Source organism: Victivallis vadensis (genome assembly GCF_003096415.1).
In the GTDB taxonomy this organism is placed as follows: domain Bacteria; phylum Verrucomicrobiota; class Lentisphaeria; order Victivallales; family Victivallaceae; genus Victivallis; species Victivallis vadensis.
Window position 1 is genome coordinate 1 of sequence record NZ_QEKH01000003.1, and the last position, 17,255, is coordinate 17,255.

Consider the following 17,255-nt stretch of genomic DNA (forward strand, 5'->3'; position numbering starts at 1 on the left):
GGGGGGCTACTTTTGAGAATTGGTGTGAAATAGATGAAAATGAGGGGGCGTAATCAGAAAATTACGCCATTTTGAAAATTGTTAGGACAGGTGTGGTTGAATTTGCTTCTTTTCAACAGGGAACGACTATGGCTGTGAAACAAAACTTTCTGGACCGCTTCAGCGAAAGGCTGGAGGACCTGGATGCGAACAGCCGGCAGGCGTACATCCTGCGGCTGGCCCGCGAACGCGGCTTCTTCGAGACGGTGTTCAACGCGGTCGAAGAGGGAATTCTGGTGGTGGACCGGCGGTTGAAGATCCGCTATTTCAACCGGGCCGCGCGGGAGCTGCTGGCGCTGCCGGAGGATATCACCTCGCTCCGGGTTTCGCAGTTGCTGCAGGGAGTGGACTGGCGGCGCATCCTCCGCGAGGACGAGGAGGAGTGGACGCGCGTGGCGCGGCAGGAGGTGGAGATCCTCTATCCGGTGCGTCGCTTCGTGCAGTTTTATCTGGTGCCGTATCCCGAAGACGCGGGGTTGGCGGCGGTGATCATCCGCGATGTGACCGAGAGCCGCAACCGGACGATGAACGAGCTGGAAAACGAGACGGTACAGGCCGTTTCGATGCTGGCCGCAGGAGTCGCCCACGAGATCGGCAATCCGCTGAACAGCCTCTATCTGAATCTGCAGCTTCTGGAGCGTTCCGTGGACGGTTCCGGGAGCATTCCCCCCGGAGACGCGGCCGATATGGTGCGGATCTGCAAGGAGGAAGTGGAGCGGCTCGACAGCATCATCCACCGTTTCCTGAGCGCGATCCGCCCCGGCGAACCCAATTTCGCGCCGGTGGATGTCCGGCAGCTGATCATCGACGTGCTGACCTTCATGCGCCCCGAAATTGAAGCGCGGCTGATCGACATCAAATGTACCTGGGGCAGTGAAGAGCTGCCGCCGGTGCAGGGAGACGCGGCGCAGCTCAAGCAGGCGTTTTACAACATCATCCGCAACGCGGTGCAGGCGATGAGCAACGGCGGGGCGCTGAACATTTACGGCTATTCCGACGCGGACTTCCTGACGGTGGAGTTTTCCGACTCCGGCCGGGGGGTTACGCCGCAGGAGCTGAATACGATGTTCACCGCATTCAAGACCAACAAGTCCGGCGGCAACGGGATCGGTACGATGATCATCGAACGGGTCTGCCGCGAACACGGCGCGGAGTTCGGGATCGTGTCGGTGCCGGGCAGGGGGGCGGTGTTCCAGATCCGGTTCCCGCGCGGCAACCGGCGGCTTCGGATGCTGGCGGACGGGTCCGGGGATTCCCCGGCAGACAGCGACAATTTTGAGGAGAAGTGAGATGTTTACTGTAGCGATTCTGGCCGATCTTCATCTGCCTGACGCGGCGGATACCGTAAAGGAAACTGTGCTGGATTGGGCGCTGACGGAAGCGAAGGCGCAGAAAGTAGACCTGATCGTCGGGGCGGGGGACCTGACCGGAACCGGAACCGAGGCCGCCGCTATGCGGATCAGGCTGAAGCTGGAAAAGACGAAAATACCGTTCCTGCTGACTCCCGGCAATGCGGAGATGCGCGATCCGGCCTGGAAAAAACGCAGTTCCGCGATTCTGGCGACTCCCCGGCAGTACGACCATGTGGTGCTGCTCGACAGCTCGACGAGGATGTTCGCCGCGCGCGACCGTGAGCTTCTGAAAGAACTGACCCGGCAGGGAGGGCAGAATCTGCTGGCCGTGACCCATTGCCCGATGGCGACGCTCGACGACGGCGACCGCAAGCTGCTGGAACAGGCCGCTTCGGCCGGAACCATCGGCCAGCTGGTGGCCGGTCATTACCACAGCGACACCCGTGAGGTGAAGTACAGCCTGGTGCGCGGGCTGGATCCCGACAAGGCGGCCGGCGGCGCACCCGCGCTGGCGCTTTTCACGCTGGACGACTCCGGCAACTGGTCGCGGCGCGATATCGCGTGCCCGGCCGCCGATCCCCGGCTCTGGCCGGAAAACGAACGCCGGGAGTGGCTGAACCATCTGGGCATCTCCGGCATGGCCGCGCCGCTGGATTCCCTGGCGCTGGCGGTGGAGGCGGAGGTGCCGGCCTTTGAATTCCGTTATGATTCGATCGCGAAGCTGGATGTGTCGCTGCTGCTGACCCGGCTGGCGGCGTGGCGGCGGCGCGGCGGGCGCTATTTGTCCTTGCAGTTACCGGATTTACGCTGGCGGGACGGCATTCTCGAAGGGGATGTCCAGATCGCCCGTGCCGCCGGGCTGGCGGTGGAATTGCACTGTGACTCGGTGGCGATTCACGCGCCCCGGGTGAAATTGAGCGTGTTCCGCCGGGCGCCGGAGGTGCGGCAGCTGATGCTCGAAAAGATGTGCGCGCTGCTGAAGCCGGTCACGGACGCCGGAATCGTGGTCGGAGTGGAGAATCTGCACATGAGCGCGCGCGACCACAAGAGCGGCGACCGCGGCTTCGGATACACGCCGGAGGAGTGCCGGGAGTGGATCGAAGCGATGCGCGCGGTTGCCGGTACGCCGCGGATCGGCCTGCAGCTCGATATCGGCCACGTTCGGAACAATGCGCCGTATTCGAGTCTGTATACGCTGAGTCAGTGGTATGCGTCGATGGGACGGGAGGTGGTCGGATTTCACCTGCACCAGATCCGGGTGGAGGAGGATGGTTCGTATACCAACCATGCGGCGCTTTCCGGCTTGTTCGGCAAGCTGATCTCGCTCTCCTCGCTCTTTATGGCATGGCGAGCGGGGCAGCTCAATCACGCTCCGATGTTTCTTGAAATCCGCGAAGGCAGCTCCTTCGAGAGCTGTCAGGCGCTGCGGCGGGAATTGGATATCTGTTCATGAATGCGAATCAAAAGCTCAGAGTGGAGATGACTTCCACCGCGTTTCGGGGCAAGACCGGCCTGAAGAATTTGGAAAAGTGCCGGGAGGCGGCGGAGAATTACGGCTGGGAGTTCGGAGTGCAGCTGCATAATTCGAGTGAACCCGGAGAGATCGAAACGCTGGCGGCCGCCGGTGTGCCGCTCAGCGCCCACGGGCCGCTGAATTCGCCGTTCAACTGGAATCTGGCGGCGGAATCGGCCGAACCGACGTTCGAAGGAATCGAGGCGAATGTGAAGCTGTTCCGCAAGCTGAAGATCAAGTCGTGCGTGTTTCACGGTTTCTATATGACCGACCGGCCGGTTCCGGCCTTCGGGGGCGGCCGCAGCTATGACGAGTGCATGAAAACGGTGTTCCGGCCTGAACTGGCGATGGGGCCGCGCGAACGGCTGAACGGACGTTATACGCTGGGCGCGGAGTTCCGGAGGCGCCGTCTCCGGGTCCGGGAGCGCCTGGCGGAATTGCGCCGGAAGTACCGGAGTTTCCTGTTCTGCATCGAAAACGATTTCCCCGCCTACGGCGCGTCGAACATGCTTGCTGCCGACGCCGCGCTGCTGGACCATCCGCTCTGCCTCGATACCGGCCATCTCTGGATGACCGCCCGGCTCTTCGAACTTGATTTCCATCTGGAGGCCGCCGCGTTTCTGAAAACCGGCCGGGTGCGGATGGTTCACCTGCACGCCTCCAAATACACCCGCGAGGGGTATCCGCTTGAGGAGTGGGGAGACGGTCACCTGCCGCTCGACACTCCGGGCGAAATGGACCTGCCTCGTTTTGTCGGCGCCTGCCGGGAAGCAGGCGTCGATTATTACGTGCTGGAAGTCGTCAAGGGGAGTGCGGCCGATCTCCGGCTTCTGAAGCGCTGGCTGGAGGGCTGACCAGCCGGAGCGGCCGGTAAAATTCCGGGAAGGCCGGGTTGGCCCTGCCTGGCGTCGTGAAACGGTTGAGCCGGAGCTGCGAATAGATCGACAGGTCCCACGCCGCGAAGCGGACGGCGGCGACCGTTCCGCCGTTTCCGGCGCCGGGTCGTTCGGCGAGGCCGGCGCGTTCCAGCTCATCCCACGGCAGGAAGAGTTCGGCGGTCCATTTGCGGTCCCGTTCCAGACTGCGGTTCAAGGTGCCGTCAACAGAAACGCCGGTGCGGGGGCGCGGCAGCGTTTTCCCCGGCGGCGGGACGAGGTAGACCGCGTTGGCCGGGCTGAGCTGAAGCTCCAGAAACGGTTCTCCGGGCCGGGCATGGCGGGCGAGAAAGAGCTCGACCGCATCCTCCAGCCACAGGGTGTCGCCGTCCTTCATCCGGGCGGTGATGTCCGCATCCTCCACTTCAAAGGCGAAATAGAGGCCGGAAGCGGTCCAGAGCGCCGCCGCCCGGACCGACTGCGCGAACTGTTCGCGGGCGTAGCCGACGGTGCCGGCGGCCCGGTAAATCTCCTCCCATCGGGCGTCGGTTTGCGGCCGGGCCGGACGGCTGCCGTCGAGCGTGACCCAGTGGGCCGTTTTCCAGTCCGGTTCATCGAGCCGTCCGTCGACCGTCGGCTCGGCGGCGGCGCGCCGGGCGATGATTTCCGAACCGGCGGAACAGCCGGTTGCGGCGGCCAGAAGCAAGGCGAATGCTCTCTTTTTCATCGTCACAGGCAGTAGCTGAAGCTGAGGTCCTTGCATTCGCCGCGCTTTACGGCGCGGGCGCTGCCGTCGACCATCACCGCATTGGCCAGCCCGGAGTGGCGCATATGCAGCGTCTTGGTCATCGGCTTGGCCAGGTTGCCGGAGTCGCCGTGCTGGATGAAAAAGCTCTGGGCGTGGTCGAGCATGGTGCATTCCCCCCGGCGGCTGTCGCCGATCATCACTTCAAGATGCGGTTTCTTCAGCCGAGGCAGATGGCGGTAGGAGGTGGATTTCACACTGCCGTCCGCATTGAACTTGACGCCGCCGGAATTGCCGTCGTTGCTGACCATACCGTAGGTCAGGTACTCCCCGGCGGGGCCTTTGCGCAGTACGAAAGGCTCCTGGCTCGGGCAGACGAAAATCGAACTTTTCCCTTCCGCCGGCGTCGGCAGGTAATTGCAGTAGGCAGTCGGGTTGTTGCCGTCGATCCAGCCGGAGAGCAGCTGCCACCAGCGGGAACGGTTCAAGCTGGCGGTTGTCGCGCAGGGCGGCAGCCAGTCCCGGTAGTCGTTGGAATACATCAAAGAAGCCGTGCCGTTCTGCTTGAGGTTGTTCAGGCAGGTCGTGGCGCGCGCTCGCTCCCGCGCCTTGTTCAGCGCCGGCAGCAGCATGCTTGCGATGATCGCGATGATCGCTATCACCACGAGCAGCTCAATGAGGGTAAAAGACCGTTTCATAGTTGTGCTCCTTATTTCAGTACCGGATGGATGTGATTGCTTTGAATGATGTTCTCTCCCCGGCTCGCCGCTTTGACCAGCCGGAATTCGAGCTTGTCGTCGTGCCAGGTCTGGAGGGTGAACCGGTTGCCGGCGGGCAGGTCGAGCTTGAGGTCCCGCACGACCGGCATGTGGTTGTAGACCACGTTGAGTACGCCGTCGCGCAGGCTGATGCGCAGCGGCGCGAAACGGTCTTTGACCGGCGGGACCTGATAGTACACATGTCCGGTTCCCCGCTTGGCGACCGGCCCCTGCACGAACCAGCCGTATCCGACCCAGCCGTTGCCGTAGCCGACGGTCACGGGGCCGAGGGTGAAGCGGAAGCGGCCCGGCAGCTTCACTTGCAGGTCCATTTCCAGATCGCGGTCAAAAGGATGCCGGAATGTCGCGACGGCGGCGTGCGAACCGGGGCGGGATTCCAGCCGGAAGCCGTTTCCCCCGGCGTGGAACGATACGGTTTTGCGGTTCAGGTTGGCTTCCCAGTCGGCGGGATTCGGCGTTTCGATCGCGAAGGCGGGGGAGGGGGGCGGCGGAAGGGGAACGGAAGCCGCCGGAATCTTTCCGGCATCTATGCGGATCACGTCGCAACTGTGCGGCGCGAGCTTTCCGGTCACGGCGGCGGAGGTGACCGGACGGTTGGAAAGCAGTTCGACCGCGTGAAACTCCCCGTCGGGAAAGAGTTTGGAGAAGTCGAGCGCGTATTCCGCCGGTTCCGTGGTCAGGTTGCTGACCGCGATCAGCGCCTTGCCGGGGGCGGTGTGGAAACTCATCTTCGCGCGTTCCGACCGGAACGCGACCCGCTTGTCGGTTTTCCAGAAGGGGTGAAACTCCCCTTTGCCGCGCTCGAAGTCGCGGGTAAGCTCAAGGTCGTAGTTCGGGTTTTCCGCCTGAAAGTTGCCGTTGAATTCGGTGTTGTACAGCAGCGAATAGGCCAGCGAACTCTCCTGCGCCAGATAGTTGCGCCAGTGTTTCGACCAGAAGACCGAACGCCATCCCCACGGCAGGCCGCTGTAGCCGGTCGCATAGACCGCTTCGGGCAGGAAATAGCCGGTCTTGAAGCGGGTCATCTGCTCGCCCTCCATATAACCGTCGAAGAAGCTCAGCGTGTTCACATCCAGTCCGCCGCCGGTGTGGGCCAGCAGCGCGAAGGGTTCGCCGGTGTCCGTGAAGAGGCCGCGCAGCCGTTTCAGGAAGTTGCGCTGGGCGACGACGCGCGAACTCATCTCTTCCCACTTTGCGCGGCGGTCCGGCGCGTCGACTTCGGCGAGGGCGGGATTGGCGTCGCCCCATGCCGGACTGGTGCCGTCGGAGGCGATGCCGCGCACGCCGCCGTGTTCGATCAACTGTTCCCAGTAGTAGAGCTGCAGTTCCCCTTCCGGGCCGCGTTTGTTGGTCGCGTAGCAGTTGCGCCCGCGGTGCCGGTAGTAGCGCCAGCGCGGCTGAAGCTCGAAATCGCTGCGGAACTCCTGAAAGTACGGCGCGTCCTCGCGCAATCCCTGACAGGTGTAGAGAATGCCGATCTTATTTTGTTTTTTCAGCTCGTCGGTCCACCGGCGCAGTTCCGGAATCTTACCGGTGTCGGGATAACCGTGCCAGTCGCTCCACTGTTCCCACTTGCGTTCGGTCAGGTCGCGGATCGGGCGCTCCGGGCGCGGTTTGGTCGGCGTCGGCTGCAGGAAGAAGCGGAACACGGTGTCGCGCTCGAACTGTCCGGCCCCGTCCGCGAAGTTGAATATCAGTTCGGTCGTTTCTTTTCCCGGAATCACTTCGATCTGACGGCGCGGATTCCTGCCGAAGAACAGTTCGGTGTCGAAGCTGAAGCTGAGGCCGCGGTCGTAGGTGCCGAGCCAGAACTGGCGGCCGGGGCCGCAGTAGCCGGACGGCGGGAGCGCCGCCGCGTCCTGCACGGACTGGCCGGGCAGCAGCAGTTTCGCCTGTTCGTTCGGCACCGGAATGCGGAGCCGGACCGCGTCGATTCTGCCGGGATCGACGCCGGGCAGCCGGAACTTGACTTCCGTGAAGCCGTCGAACTCCATGCGGCTGCGGATTTCCAGCGGGAGCGTTCCGGCGGCAAGGCGGGCCTCGCCGCGGGCTTCGTTTCCCGCGGCAGTCAGGGTGTGGTTACCGCTGAAGTGAAGCCAGCCGCCGTCGGAGGCAACTTCGATCACCGCATTGCAGGGCAGCGCGAAGTCATTGAATGAAAAGCTGTCATGGATCAGTGTCACCCGGTTGCCCCGCACGGCCGGCGGCGTCCACGGCGCGGGGCATTTTTCGCTGACATACTCCCCGGCGACCGCGGTTCCGAACCATTCGGGAGCGGTCACCGCCGGGCACTCCAGCCGGGTTTCGGCCACGGTTCTGCCGGAATTGTCCTTGACCGTGAAAACCGCCTGCCGGGCGGGCTGGCTGCCCGGCATCAGCTTCCGGATCACATAGGCGAGATGTTCGCCGTCCTGCTGCACGATCGCATCGCGGTTGATGGCGGTCCGCCCGGCCAGTTGCCGCCGCAGCTCCGGGAAGCCGGTGACGTTCAGGATACCGGTCAGGTTTTCCCATTTGCCGGTCAAGTGCGCCTTGCCGACGATGGCGCCGGTGAGCGGGCTGTACTGCAGCTCGGCCCGGCACTGTTTCGCGGCGGGAGCGGGCCGGGGCGGGCGGTTCTCCACGGTGCGCTCCGCCTCCCGCCCCGGAGGCAGCAGCAGAAGGGTTCCGAACGGCATCGCGGCGTACCCTTTGAACCGCTTGTGATTCCACGCCTGCGCTTCCGGCGCCCGCCAGCGGAAGAAGTTGGCGTAGAGCAGCTTCCCCGCCGGATCGTCAAGCCCGCACGACCGGAACGGGATTTTGAATTCCGCGATCCACCGCTTTCCCGTTTCCCTGCCGGCGGCGGCCTCGAACAGCGCCTTTTCCAGCGGCATTTCATTGAACATTCGCTGGCAGCTCCCGGCGGCATTGACGGTGTAGGTGTAATAGAAGTCGGCAGGCGCCGCCCTGCCGCCCATCGCCCCCTCGTAACCGCCCATATTGATCGCCTCCTGCACCGCGACGTTGGCATCGGGCTGGCCGAGGATCACGCTGAACGCGTCGTCGGTGTGAAAGAGCAGGTCGTCCCAGCCGCGGCGGACCGATTGCGGCAGGCTGCGGTCCGGTTCCGTGCCGATCGCGGCGACGTACAGGGCCTCAGGCGTATATTTGGCCCGGAACTCGGTGGCCGGAATGCCGGGAATCCGGTTGTTGAGCTTGAAGATCCGCCGGAGGACCGCCGCGTCGTCCCACTCGCCGGGCGACAGCTTGCCGTCCAGCGTGACCGGTGCCGAAAGCGGCGGAATGGAGGCTGACGGTTCGGCGGCGCCAAGTGCGCAGGCCGACAGAATGGCGGCCGTCAGCGATACGGAACGGGGGAAAATCATGTTGCAGGACTCCTCGGGGTTAGGCGGAATGTTTTCCGGTGGTTTTTCGCAGCGTCATCACCGGTTCGATTTCGATGGTGTGTTCAAGGAGCGGGCGGTGCTCCATCAGGCTGCGCAGCAGATAGACTCCTTTGAAAAGTGCTTCCGGCGCATTCCATGCGATCGAACTGACGGCGGGAAAGCTCTGTTCCGCCTCGGTCTGGGAACTGCAGGCCAGCAAACTCAGCTCCTCCGGCACCCGGACGCCGGTTTCGCAGGCGGCGTACAGGATGCCGCGCGCCGCGCGCCCGTCGGTACAGACCAGCGCGGAGGGGCGGTCGGGGCGGTGGAACAGCGCGCGGCCCCATCCGACCGCCTCGCTCAGGGTGTCGGCGTCGCTGGCGAGTGCGAACCGGGCATTCCATTCCGGCCGGGATTCCAGCCCGAACTCCCGGACTGCCCGCAGGAATCCGTCTTCGATCTGCTGCTGGCGGCGGTACTGCAGCGGGCCTCCGGCCAGCCCGAACCGGCGATGGCCGAGCGCCACCAGATATTGCACCGCCTTGTAGAACGAGAGGGAGTAGTCGGACATGATGTTGTATTCGGCCTCCTCCTCGAAGGCGACGAACGGAAATTCCGGGTTCTTTTTCAGCCATTCGCGCAGCGCCGGGGAGATCACTCCGCCGTGCAGCACGCCTCCTGCGAGGCCGTTGGTCAGCAGCGCCGGAAGTTTTTCCGCTTTGCTCAGGTCGTAGTATTCGATCTGGCAGCGCAGGCCCAGCTCTTCGCACTGACGGATGAAGCAGGAGATCATCGGCATGAAATAGCCGGAACCGAAAATCCGCTCCGGGATGTCGCTGACGATCAGCCCGAGGTCGTTGTTCTGCTTTTGCTTCAACAGCTTGGCGGCGAAATTGGGTTCATAGTTCATCTCCTGAGCCACCTTGCGCACCCGTTCGCGCATCGCCGCTGAAACCGTGCCCGTTCCGTTCAGCGCCGCCGAAACCGCTGCGACGGAAACTCCCGCCCGGTCCGCGATATCCTTCAATTTCACCGTCTGAGTCTGAGCCATTGTAAAGAAATCCTTGTAACGATTCATGAAACGTTCTATATTTTAATTATACCAAACTTGCAACGAAATGTCAAGAGAGGAGGAAAATTTTTTTGAAAAATCGGCAATGCGGCAGTTGAAAGCGGCAAAAAGGACAAAAAAAAATCCCAATTTCAAGTAACCTGCCTGTCGTGCGCAACATTCGTCGAACCCGCGCAAAACAGACCGCGATTGAAATTCGGACCTCGTAAAATCTGAAAAGTGGTAGCGGCTCCAGGATTCGAACCAGGGACCTGCGGATTATGATTCCGACGCTCTAACCAACTGAGCTAAGCCGCCACTGTTTTATAAAATAATCCGTGTTCCCGGATTTTGCAAGTCCGGGGAGCGGAAAAATTCGCCATTATTTAGGGATAAGCTCTCAGGAGCGGTTAGAGAGGCCGCCGCGCCGAATTGCCGGGTATTTTCCGTGCAGGGATGAAAAACACCGGAAAATCCGAAGAGCGGACATGGAGTGGAATAGCTTGAAGGAAAATAAGTTGCATATTCAGAACCGGTATTGGTCTGGAAGAGGACTTGAAAGATCGCAATCGGCATTGTACATTCATACTACGGAGAATTTTTGAGGAAAACAGAATTACCGTACCGCGTATGCGGAAAAGAGGAGAGGCATGGTTATGAACACTGTTGAAAAATTCAAGTATGACCGCCGGAATGTCAAGGCCGGCATCGCGCACATCGGAGTCGGTAACTTCCATCGCGCCCACGAAGAATATTATACCGATTTGCTGCTCGAATACCCCGACCAGCACAATTGGGGAATCTGCGGCATCGCACTGTTGCCCTCGGACGAAAAACTGGTGGAGGCGCTGCGCGGTCAGCGGGGCGAGTACACGCTGACGGTCTGCGGCCGCGACGGACGGGATCAGGCGTTCCTCATCGGTTCGCTGGTCGAATTGCTGTGGAGCGTGGAAGACCCCGGCGCCGTGATTGCGAAGCTGGCCGATCCCGCGATCAGGATCATCACGATGACCATCACCGAAGGCGGTTATAATCTGGATAAATCGACGGGAGAATTCATCCTTGCGAACGAAGGCGTGCAGCATGACCTGAAGCATCCCGCCGCTCCGTCGACGGTGTTCGGTTTTGTCGCGGCGGGGCTGCGCCGCCGCATGGAGTCGGGCGGCGGGCCGGTTACGATTCTCTCCTGCGACAATCTGCAGCACAACGGCAGTACGGCGCGCCGCGCGTTTACGGCCTTTTTTGAAGCGCAGGATACGGCGCTGGCCGGGTGGGTGGCGGCCAATGTGACTTTCCCGAATTCGATGGTCGACCGGATCACTCCCGCCGTGCTCCCCGCCGACCGTGAGCGGCTGAATGCCTCCAACGGCACCGACGATGCCGCGCCGGTCTATTGCGAGGATTTCATTCAGTGGGTGATCGAGGATAAATTCGCGGCGGGCCGCCCGGCGTGGGAGCGGGTCGGCGTGGAATTCACCGGCGATGTGACCGCCTTCGAGAATATGAAGCTCAGCCTTTTGAATGCATCGCATACGATGCTCTCCTATCCCGCGTTTCTGACGGGATACCGCAAGGTGGATGACGCGATGCACGATGAACGGTTCGCCCGCTATCTGCGTGACTTCATGGATAAGGATATCACTCCCTATGTCCCGGCACCGGGGACGGTCAACCTTGACGAATATAAGCAGACCTTGATCGAACGGTTCGGCAACCGCTCCGTCAGCGACCAGCTGGCGCGGCTCTGCTTCGACGGCGTCTCCAAGATTCCGGTGTACATCATGCCCAATCTGGGCAAGATGCTGCGGGATAAGGCGGACCTGACCCGTGTCGCGTTCTTCGCCGCCGCATACCGCCGCTACCTGAAGCACGGAACGGACGACAACGGCGCACCTTATACGGTCGACGAGCCGTGGCTGACCGAAGAGGACCGCAAGCTGATCGCTTCCGCCGATCCGGATGTCTTTCTGGGATTGTCGCCGTTCGCTTCCGTCGATCTGCGCGGCGACGCCCGCTTCCCGGTGCTTTACCGGAAGATGGTAAAGGAGTTGGAAGAAAAGGGCGTTTCCCCGGTGCTTGAAGCGGTTCTGCGGTCCTGACCGGGAGTCCGACCATGGAAACGCGCAGCGCCGACAAACTTGGCCCGTTCGTCGTATTGACCTTCATCTACTTTATCGTGGGGTTTCTGACGACGGTCAACGGCCAGTGTCAGGGCCCGCTGAAAATCGCTTTTCTGGCGGATGCGGGAGCCCTGAAAAATACGTTCGTAACCCTGATTTCCTTCTTTTTCTTTCTGGGTTACCTGATCTGCAGTCCTTTCGGCGGACGCTGGATCAACCGGGTCGGCTATAAACGGACGCTGCTGCGTTCGCTGGGCTTCATGATCGCCGGGCTGGCGATGTTCTGGGCTTCGTCCTGGTTCACGGTCACGTTTCCGGCGGCGGTGGTCGGCATCGGTGCAGCGCATGTGCCGGGCGGATACTTCATATTCCTGACCGGCTCGTTCCTGATGGGGACGGCGGCGGCGCTGTCGCAGGTGGTGATCAATCCCTATATCTCCGCCTACGAGCTGCCGGGAACGCAGTCCGTGCAGCGGATGAATATCGTATGTGCGATCAACTCCTTCGGCACGATGATCGCTCCCTTTTTCGTCACCACGCTGATTTTCGGAGGACGGGCGATCGAGGAGGTCGAAGTACGCCAGCTGATGGCGCCGTTCCTGATTCTGGCGGTTTTCGTCGTGATCACCACGCTGACGACGATGCGCATGTACATCCCCGATCTGTCGAACACTCGGGCGGCAGAAGGCGAGCGTCTGGAACGCAGCATCTGGTCGTTCCGGCATTTCACGCTCGGCGTGGTCGCGATCTTCTTCTATGTGGGAGCGGAGGTGGCGGTCGGCTCGAACATCAATCTGCATGCGCTGGAGATGGGCGGCAACGGCGAAGCGCTGAGCTTTTTCGGGAGAAAGCGGCTGATGATCGGCGAGCTTGATCTCGGCATTCCCGCAATGCTCGCGACCATCTACTGGGGCGGCATGATGGTCGGACGCATGATTTCCAGCACCATGAACCGAATCTCGCCGCGTATTCAGCTGACGACGGTGACTCTGGCCGCGATCGTGCTGATGACCGTCGCGGTCGGAAGCAACAATCTCTGGCTGATTGCCTTGCTCGGTTTTTTCCAATCGGTGATGTGGAGCTGTATCTTTACCCTTTCCGTTCAGGGACTCGAAAAATACACGGCGAAGGCCTCCGGCATTTTCATGATGGGAGTTTTCGGCGGCGCGGTGTTTCCGGTTCTGCAGGGGATTGCGGCCGACCTGTTCGGCACGTGGCGCTGGACGTGGCTGATTGTGATCTTCTGTGAACTGGTCATTCTCTTTTACGCGCTGATCGGTTCACGCGTCCGCAATTCAAAGGAGAGCCCGGGAAAACGCCGCCCGGAGATATGAAAGCAAAAAAATGGTAGCGGCTCCAGGATTCGAACCAGGGACCTGCGGATTATGATTCCGACGCTCTAACCAACTGAGCTAAGCCGCCACTGTTCGCATAAAATAACCGGCTTTCGTTTTTTTGCAAGCTCAATTTTGTAAAAAAAACGAAAAATCTCCGCTGTTTCCGGAGAAATCGGGTGAATGTCGAAGAAAAACGAGGAGTTCTCAATCAGGAGAACTCGCGGGATTATCATAAGGAGGAGAGAGTATGAAAAAGATTCTGATGGTGGTTACGTCGCACGGTTCTCTGGGAGATTCCGGTCATGAGACGGGATTGTGGATGGAGGAGTTCACCACGCCGTATTATGCATTCCTCGATGCGGGCTTTGAGGTGACGGTGGCCAGCCCGGCGGGAGGGTGTGTGCCGATCGATCCGAAGAGCATGCAGCCGGAGAACAGCTCCCCGTCCGTCTGCCGGTTCGGGGAGGCGGGTGAAACGGTGCTGGGTAAAACAGTCCGGCTGGCGGATTGCCGCGCCGCCGATTTTGTTGCGCTTTTTTATCCCGGCGGACACGGGCCGATGTGGGATCTGGCGGCCGATCCGGTCAACGCCGCGTTGCTGGAGGAGTTCGTCGCGCAGGATAAGCCGGTCGCGGCGGTGTGTCACGGCCCGGCGGCGCTGCTTGCGGCCCGGATGCCGGACGGCTCGGCGCTGGTGCGGGGGCGGAAGGTCACCGGGTTTTCCGATTCGGAGGAAATTCTGGTGGGCTTGAACCGGATCGTTCCCTTCCTGCTGGAGGACCGGTTGCGGAAGCTGGGCGCGGAGTACCGTAAAGGCGGCGACTGGAGCGAGTTCGCGATTGCGGACGGCAAGCTGGTCACGGGGCAGAATCCGCAATCCGCCGGGAAGACCGCGGAATTGCTGCTGAAACTGCTGCGCTGATCCGGTCCGGTCCGGCCGGAGTGGATTTGTTCTGACGGAAAAGGGGATTTCCGGGGGGATTTTCCCTTTCCCGGTTTGTATCCGAAGGGAAACGGGTGTAAATTACCCGTGAACTTATTTGGATTCTTACACCGTCATGGGAAAGGTTTTGGTTGATGAATTATCGGATTGAGATTTCGCCGTTGCCGCAGTGGCGCGATGCCCGCGGCGAGGGGGTCAAAAAGCAAGTTGAAAAATTCTTCGGCTATCCGGTCGAAAAAGTCTGGAGCCGCGACGTCTACACGGTCAGCGCTTCGCTGACGGAGCCGGAAGTGCGCAAGGTCGCGTCGCTGCTCTACAATCCGGTTCTGCAGGGATGGCGTTCCGGCGCGGCCAAATCCGAGAATTTCCAGCCGCTCCCGGAGTGCCAGTTTCTGGTGGTGGTCGGCTTCAAGCCGGGCGTGACCGACAACGTCGGGCGTTCCGCCCGTTCGGCGGTGGGCGACATCGTCGGCCGCAAGCTGCGCGAGGATGAGCATGTGTTCAGTTCGACCGAGTATCTGTTCTACGGGCCGAAACTGACCCGCGCCGAGGCCGAGACGATCGGTTCGAAGCTGCTGGCGAACGAGCTGATCCAGTCGGTGCTGGTGATGTCGGGCGAAGAGGCCGCCGGCGGGATTCCGCTGAACCTGCCGCTGGTTTCCGGGCAGGGCGGCGGTCAGGTCCGCGAATACGATCTTGAGGTTTCGGACGAGGGGCTGATGGAGCTGAGCCGCAAGGGGACGCTCGCGCTCTCTCTCGACGAAATGAAGGCGATCCAGAACTACTTCCGCAACGCGAAGAACCGCGAAAGTTACGGTCTCGGCCGGAATCCGACCGATGTGGAGCTTGAAGTCCTCGCCCAGACCTGGAGCGAACACTGCAAGCACAAGATTTTCAGCGCCAAAATCGACTATGAAAACCTCGAGACCGGTGAAAAAGAGGAGATCGTCTCCTGCTACAAGACCTTTATCCAGAAGAGCACCAAGGAGATCGCCAAAGAGGTCGACTGGCTGGTGTCGGTTTTCAAGGATAACGCCGGCGTGATCGATTTCAACGACAAGCTCGACCTCGTCTATAAGGTCGAAACCCATAACAGCCCCTCCGCGCTCGATCCCTACGGCGGCGCGATGACCGGCATCGTCGGCGTGAACCGCGACCCGCTCGGCACCGGGCAGGGGGCGGATCTGCTGATCAACGTCTGGGGCTACTGCCTCGGTTCGCCGTTTACGAAGGAGGCGGATGTGCCGGAAGGGCTGCTGCATCCGCGGCGGCTGCGCGACGGCGTCCACAAGGGCGTGATCGACGGCGGCAACCAGTCCGGCATCCCGTACGGCAACGGCTGGGAGTATTTCGATCCGCGTTACATCGGCAAGCCGCTGGTCTACTGCGGCACGGTCGGAACTCTGCCCAAGACGGTGCACGGCGTGCCCGGCGCAAGCAAGACCATCGAGCCCGGCGACCTGATCGTGATGGGCGGCGGCCGGATCGGCAAGGACGGCATCCACGGCGCGACCTTTTCCAGCGAAGAATTGCACAAGGACAGCCCGGTGCAGGCGGTGCAGATCGGCGACCCGATCACCCAGAAGAAGCTCGGCGACTTCATCCGCGAGGCGCGCGACCGCGGCCTCTACCGTTTCATCACCGACAACGGCGCGGGCGGGCTTTCGTCGAGCGTCGGCGAAATGGCCGAACTCTGCAACGGCTGCCGGATGGATCTGGCGCTGGCCCCGGTGAAATACGCCGGTCTCCAGCCGTGGGAAATTCTGGTTTCGGAAGCGCAGGAGCGCATGAGCTTCGCGGTTCCGCCGGAGAAGATCGAGGAGTTCAAGGCATTGGCGAAGGAACGCGATGTCGAAGTTTCGGTGCTCGGCGAGTTCACCGACGACGGCAAGTTCCACATGCAGTACAACGGCAAGACCGTCGCGTGTCTGGACATCGAATTCATGCACGACGGGCTGCCGCGCATGGCGCTTACCGCGAAATGGAAGGCTCCGAAATTCGACGAGCCGGACCTGTCGAAGCGCGACGTCGCCGCCGATCTGGCGAAGATGATGGGGCGGCTGAACATCTGCTCCGATGAATATAAGGCCCGCCAGTATGACCATGAGGTCAAGGGGCTGAGCGTGATCAAGCCGTTCGTCGGCAAGTGCCGCGACGTCGCGAGCGACGCGACCGTGACCATGATCGAACCCCTGAGCAAGGAGGGCGTGATCCTGTCGGCGGCGATTCTGCCGCGTTACAGCGACATCGACACCTACCACATGGCGGCCAGCTGCCTCGACCTCGGCGTGCGCCGGGTGATTGCGGTCGGCGGCAAGCTCGACAAGGTGGCGGGGCTGGACAACTTCTGCTGGCCGGACCCGGTGCAGAGTGAAAAGACGCCCGACGGCGAATACAAGCTCGCGCAGCTGGTGCGCGCCAATCAGGCGCTCTACGATTATACGAAGAAGTTCCGGGTGCCGCTGATCTCCGGCAAGGATTCGATGAAGAACGACAGCACCCGCGGCGGCCGCAAGATTTCGATTCCGCCGTCGCTGCTCTTCAGCGCGATCGCGAAGATGGACGATGTGACCAAGTCGGTCTCGCTCGATGCGAAGCAGGCCGGTGACCTCGTCTATGTGATCGGCGTCACGAAGCCGGAGCTGGGCGGCAGCGAATACTATGCGATGCTCGACGCGACCGGCAACAATGTGCCGAAGGTCGATGCGGAGCAGGCGGTCAGGACCTATCATGCGGTTTCCGAAGCGACCGGCGCCGAGCTGGTCAATTCGCTGCAGTCGCCGGCGCTCGGCGGCTTGGCGGTCGCGTTTGCAAAGGTGGCGATGGCGGGCCGTCTCGGCCTTGAGATCGACCTGGCGAAAGTTCCGGCGGAGGGCTGCTCCGACCTTGAAGTGCTGTTCTCCGAATCGAACAGCCGGTTTGTGGCCACGGTCGCTCCGGAGCACAAGGCCGCGTTTGAGGCCGCGCTGGCGGGCATTCCGTTCGCCGAGGTCGGCAAGGTGATCGCGGAACCTGAATTGATTCTCGCCGGCAGGTCCGGCAAGTATACCGTCACGCTCGACGCCCTGTTGAAGGAGTACAAGGGGACGCTCGACCAGATTTAAACGGCTCCAAACTTCCCGGAGGAGATGAA

The 17,255-nt window shown here is 61.8% G+C and carries 12 protein-coding genes and 2 tRNA genes; 7 read left to right on the forward strand and 7 right to left on the reverse strand.

The annotated features are described in order from the left end of the window. The first annotated feature begins 128 nt into the window (after nt 1–128). Genes C8D82_RS02350 through C8D82_RS02360 form a run of 3 tightly spaced genes read left to right on the forward strand, consistent with a single transcriptional unit; the run spans nt 129 to nt 3,758 of the window. Nucleotides 129–1,328 carry a sensor histidine kinase gene (locus tag C8D82_RS02350; protein WP_116882665.1) on the forward strand — a complete coding sequence of 400 codons (1,200 nt, stop codon included), beginning with the start codon at nt 129–131 and terminating at the stop codon, nt 1,326–1,328. A 1-nt stretch (nt 1,329) separates the two neighbouring features. Further along, nucleotides 1,330–2,844, forward strand: a complete 1,515-nt coding sequence (locus tag C8D82_RS02355; protein ID WP_116882666.1) for a TIM barrel protein — start codon at nt 1,330–1,332, stop codon at nt 2,842–2,844. Continuing rightward, nucleotides 2,841–3,758: an apurinic/apyrimidinic endonuclease family protein gene (locus C8D82_RS02360; protein WP_116882667.1), complete on the forward strand. Its 918-nt coding sequence runs from the start codon at nt 2,841–2,843 to the stop codon at nt 3,756–3,758. Before C8D82_RS02355 ends, C8D82_RS02360 begins: the two co-directional genes overlap by 4 nt. Here the strand turns inward: C8D82_RS02360 and C8D82_RS02365 are convergent. The 6 genes from C8D82_RS02365 to C8D82_RS20510 all read right to left on the reverse strand — a co-directional run bounded on the left by C8D82_RS02365 (nt 3,706) and on the right by C8D82_RS20510 (nt 10,298). Continuing rightward, the gene (locus C8D82_RS02365) at nt 3,706–4,506 is read right to left on the reverse strand and encodes a carbohydrate-binding family 9-like protein (RefSeq protein ID WP_116882668.1); all 801 of its coding nucleotides are present in this window, start codon (nt 4,504–4,506) and stop codon (nt 3,706–3,708) included. The two genes, C8D82_RS02360 and C8D82_RS02365, sit on opposite strands and share 53 nt — an antisense overlap. 2 nt (nt 4,507–4,508) lie before the next feature. Further along, nucleotides 4,509–5,222 carry a type II secretion system protein gene (locus C8D82_RS02370; RefSeq protein WP_116882669.1) on the reverse strand — a complete coding sequence of 238 codons (714 nt, stop codon included), beginning with the start codon at nt 5,220–5,222 and terminating at the stop codon, nt 4,509–4,511. Between the two features lie 11 nt (nt 5,223–5,233). Then, on the reverse strand, nt 5,234–8,671 hold the full coding sequence (locus tag C8D82_RS02375) for a DOMON domain-containing protein (RefSeq protein ID WP_116882670.1): 3,438 nt from the start codon (nt 8,669–8,671) through the stop codon (nt 5,234–5,236). Nucleotides 8,672–8,690: 19 nt separating this feature from the next. Continuing rightward, entirely contained in the window at nt 8,691–9,722 is a 1,032-nt protein-coding gene (locus C8D82_RS02380; RefSeq protein WP_165832782.1) for a LacI family DNA-binding transcriptional regulator, read from the reverse strand. A gap of 241 nt (nt 9,723–9,963) precedes the next feature. After that, a tRNA-Met gene (locus C8D82_RS02385) sits at nt 9,964–10,040 on the reverse strand. Nucleotides 10,041–10,046: 6 nt separating this feature from the next. Continuing rightward, nucleotides 10,047–10,298, reverse strand: a complete 252-nt coding sequence (locus C8D82_RS20510) for a hypothetical protein (protein WP_133245023.1) — start codon at nt 10,296–10,298, stop codon at nt 10,047–10,049. Nucleotides 10,299–10,378: 80 nt separating this feature from the next. Between C8D82_RS20510 and C8D82_RS02390 the strand changes: the two genes are divergently transcribed. Both C8D82_RS02390 and C8D82_RS02395 read left to right on the forward strand, forming a co-directional pair. Continuing rightward, nucleotides 10,379–11,821 carry a mannitol dehydrogenase family protein gene (locus C8D82_RS02390; RefSeq protein WP_116882672.1) on the forward strand — a complete coding sequence of 481 codons (1,443 nt, stop codon included), beginning with the start codon at nt 10,379–10,381 and terminating at the stop codon, nt 11,819–11,821. Nucleotides 11,822–11,835: 14 nt separating this feature from the next. Continuing rightward, nucleotides 11,836–13,176, forward strand: coding sequence for an MFS transporter (locus C8D82_RS02395; RefSeq protein WP_116882673.1), 1,341 nt, complete (start codon nt 11,836–11,838; stop codon nt 13,174–13,176). A gap of 11 nt (nt 13,177–13,187) precedes the next feature. Here C8D82_RS02395 and C8D82_RS02400 read toward each other — a convergent pair. Continuing rightward, nucleotides 13,188–13,264, reverse strand: a tRNA-Met gene (locus C8D82_RS02400). 162 nt (nt 13,265–13,426) lie between these two features. Here C8D82_RS02400 and C8D82_RS02405 point away from each other — a divergent pair. Both C8D82_RS02405 and C8D82_RS02410 read left to right on the forward strand, forming a co-directional pair. Continuing rightward, complete coding sequence (locus C8D82_RS02405) at nt 13,427–14,101, forward strand: type 1 glutamine amidotransferase domain-containing protein (protein ID WP_116882674.1); 675 nt, start codon at nt 13,427–13,429, stop codon at nt 14,099–14,101. A gap of 155 nt (nt 14,102–14,256) precedes the next feature. Further along, nucleotides 14,257–17,226 (forward strand): AIR synthase-related protein, encoded by a 2,970-nt coding sequence (locus tag C8D82_RS02410; RefSeq protein WP_116882675.1) that lies wholly within the window; start codon nt 14,257–14,259, stop codon nt 17,224–17,226. The last annotated feature ends 29 nt before the right edge of the window (nt 17,227–17,255 follow it).

Excerpts from the sequence above, each read along its gene's own strand:
- C8D82_RS02350 (WP_116882665.1), top strand. The coding sequence starts at position 129 with ATGGCTGTGAAACAAAACTTTCTGGACCGCTTCAGCGAAAGGCTGGAG.
- C8D82_RS02375 (WP_116882670.1), bottom strand. The coding sequence starts at position 8,671 with ATGATTTTCCCCCGTTCCGTATCGCTGACGGCCGCCATTCTGTCGGCC.
- C8D82_RS20510 (WP_133245023.1), bottom strand. The coding sequence starts at position 10,298 with ATGCCGATTGCGATCTTTCAAGTCCTCTTCCAGACCAATACCGGTTCT.
- C8D82_RS02370 (WP_116882669.1), bottom strand. The coding sequence starts at position 5,222 with ATGAAACGGTCTTTTACCCTCATTGAGCTGCTCGTGGTGATAGCGATC.
- C8D82_RS02365 (WP_116882668.1), bottom strand. The coding sequence starts at position 4,506 with ATGAAAAAGAGAGCATTCGCCTTGCTTCTGGCCGCCGCAACCGGCTGT.
- C8D82_RS02355 (WP_116882666.1), top strand. The coding sequence starts at position 1,330 with ATGTTTACTGTAGCGATTCTGGCCGATCTTCATCTGCCTGACGCGGCG.
- C8D82_RS02390 (WP_116882672.1), top strand. The coding sequence starts at position 10,379 with ATGAACACTGTTGAAAAATTCAAGTATGACCGCCGGAATGTCAAGGCC.
- C8D82_RS02380 (WP_165832782.1), bottom strand. The coding sequence starts at position 9,722 with ATGGCTCAGACTCAGACGGTGAAATTGAAGGATATCGCGGACCGGGCG.
- C8D82_RS02395 (WP_116882673.1), top strand. The coding sequence starts at position 11,836 with ATGGAAACGCGCAGCGCCGACAAACTTGGCCCGTTCGTCGTATTGACC.
- C8D82_RS02360 (WP_116882667.1), top strand. The coding sequence starts at position 2,841 with ATGAATGCGAATCAAAAGCTCAGAGTGGAGATGACTTCCACCGCGTTT.
- C8D82_RS02410 (WP_116882675.1), top strand. The coding sequence starts at position 14,257 with ATGAATTATCGGATTGAGATTTCGCCGTTGCCGCAGTGGCGCGATGCC.
- C8D82_RS02405 (WP_116882674.1), top strand. The coding sequence starts at position 13,427 with ATGAAAAAGATTCTGATGGTGGTTACGTCGCACGGTTCTCTGGGAGAT.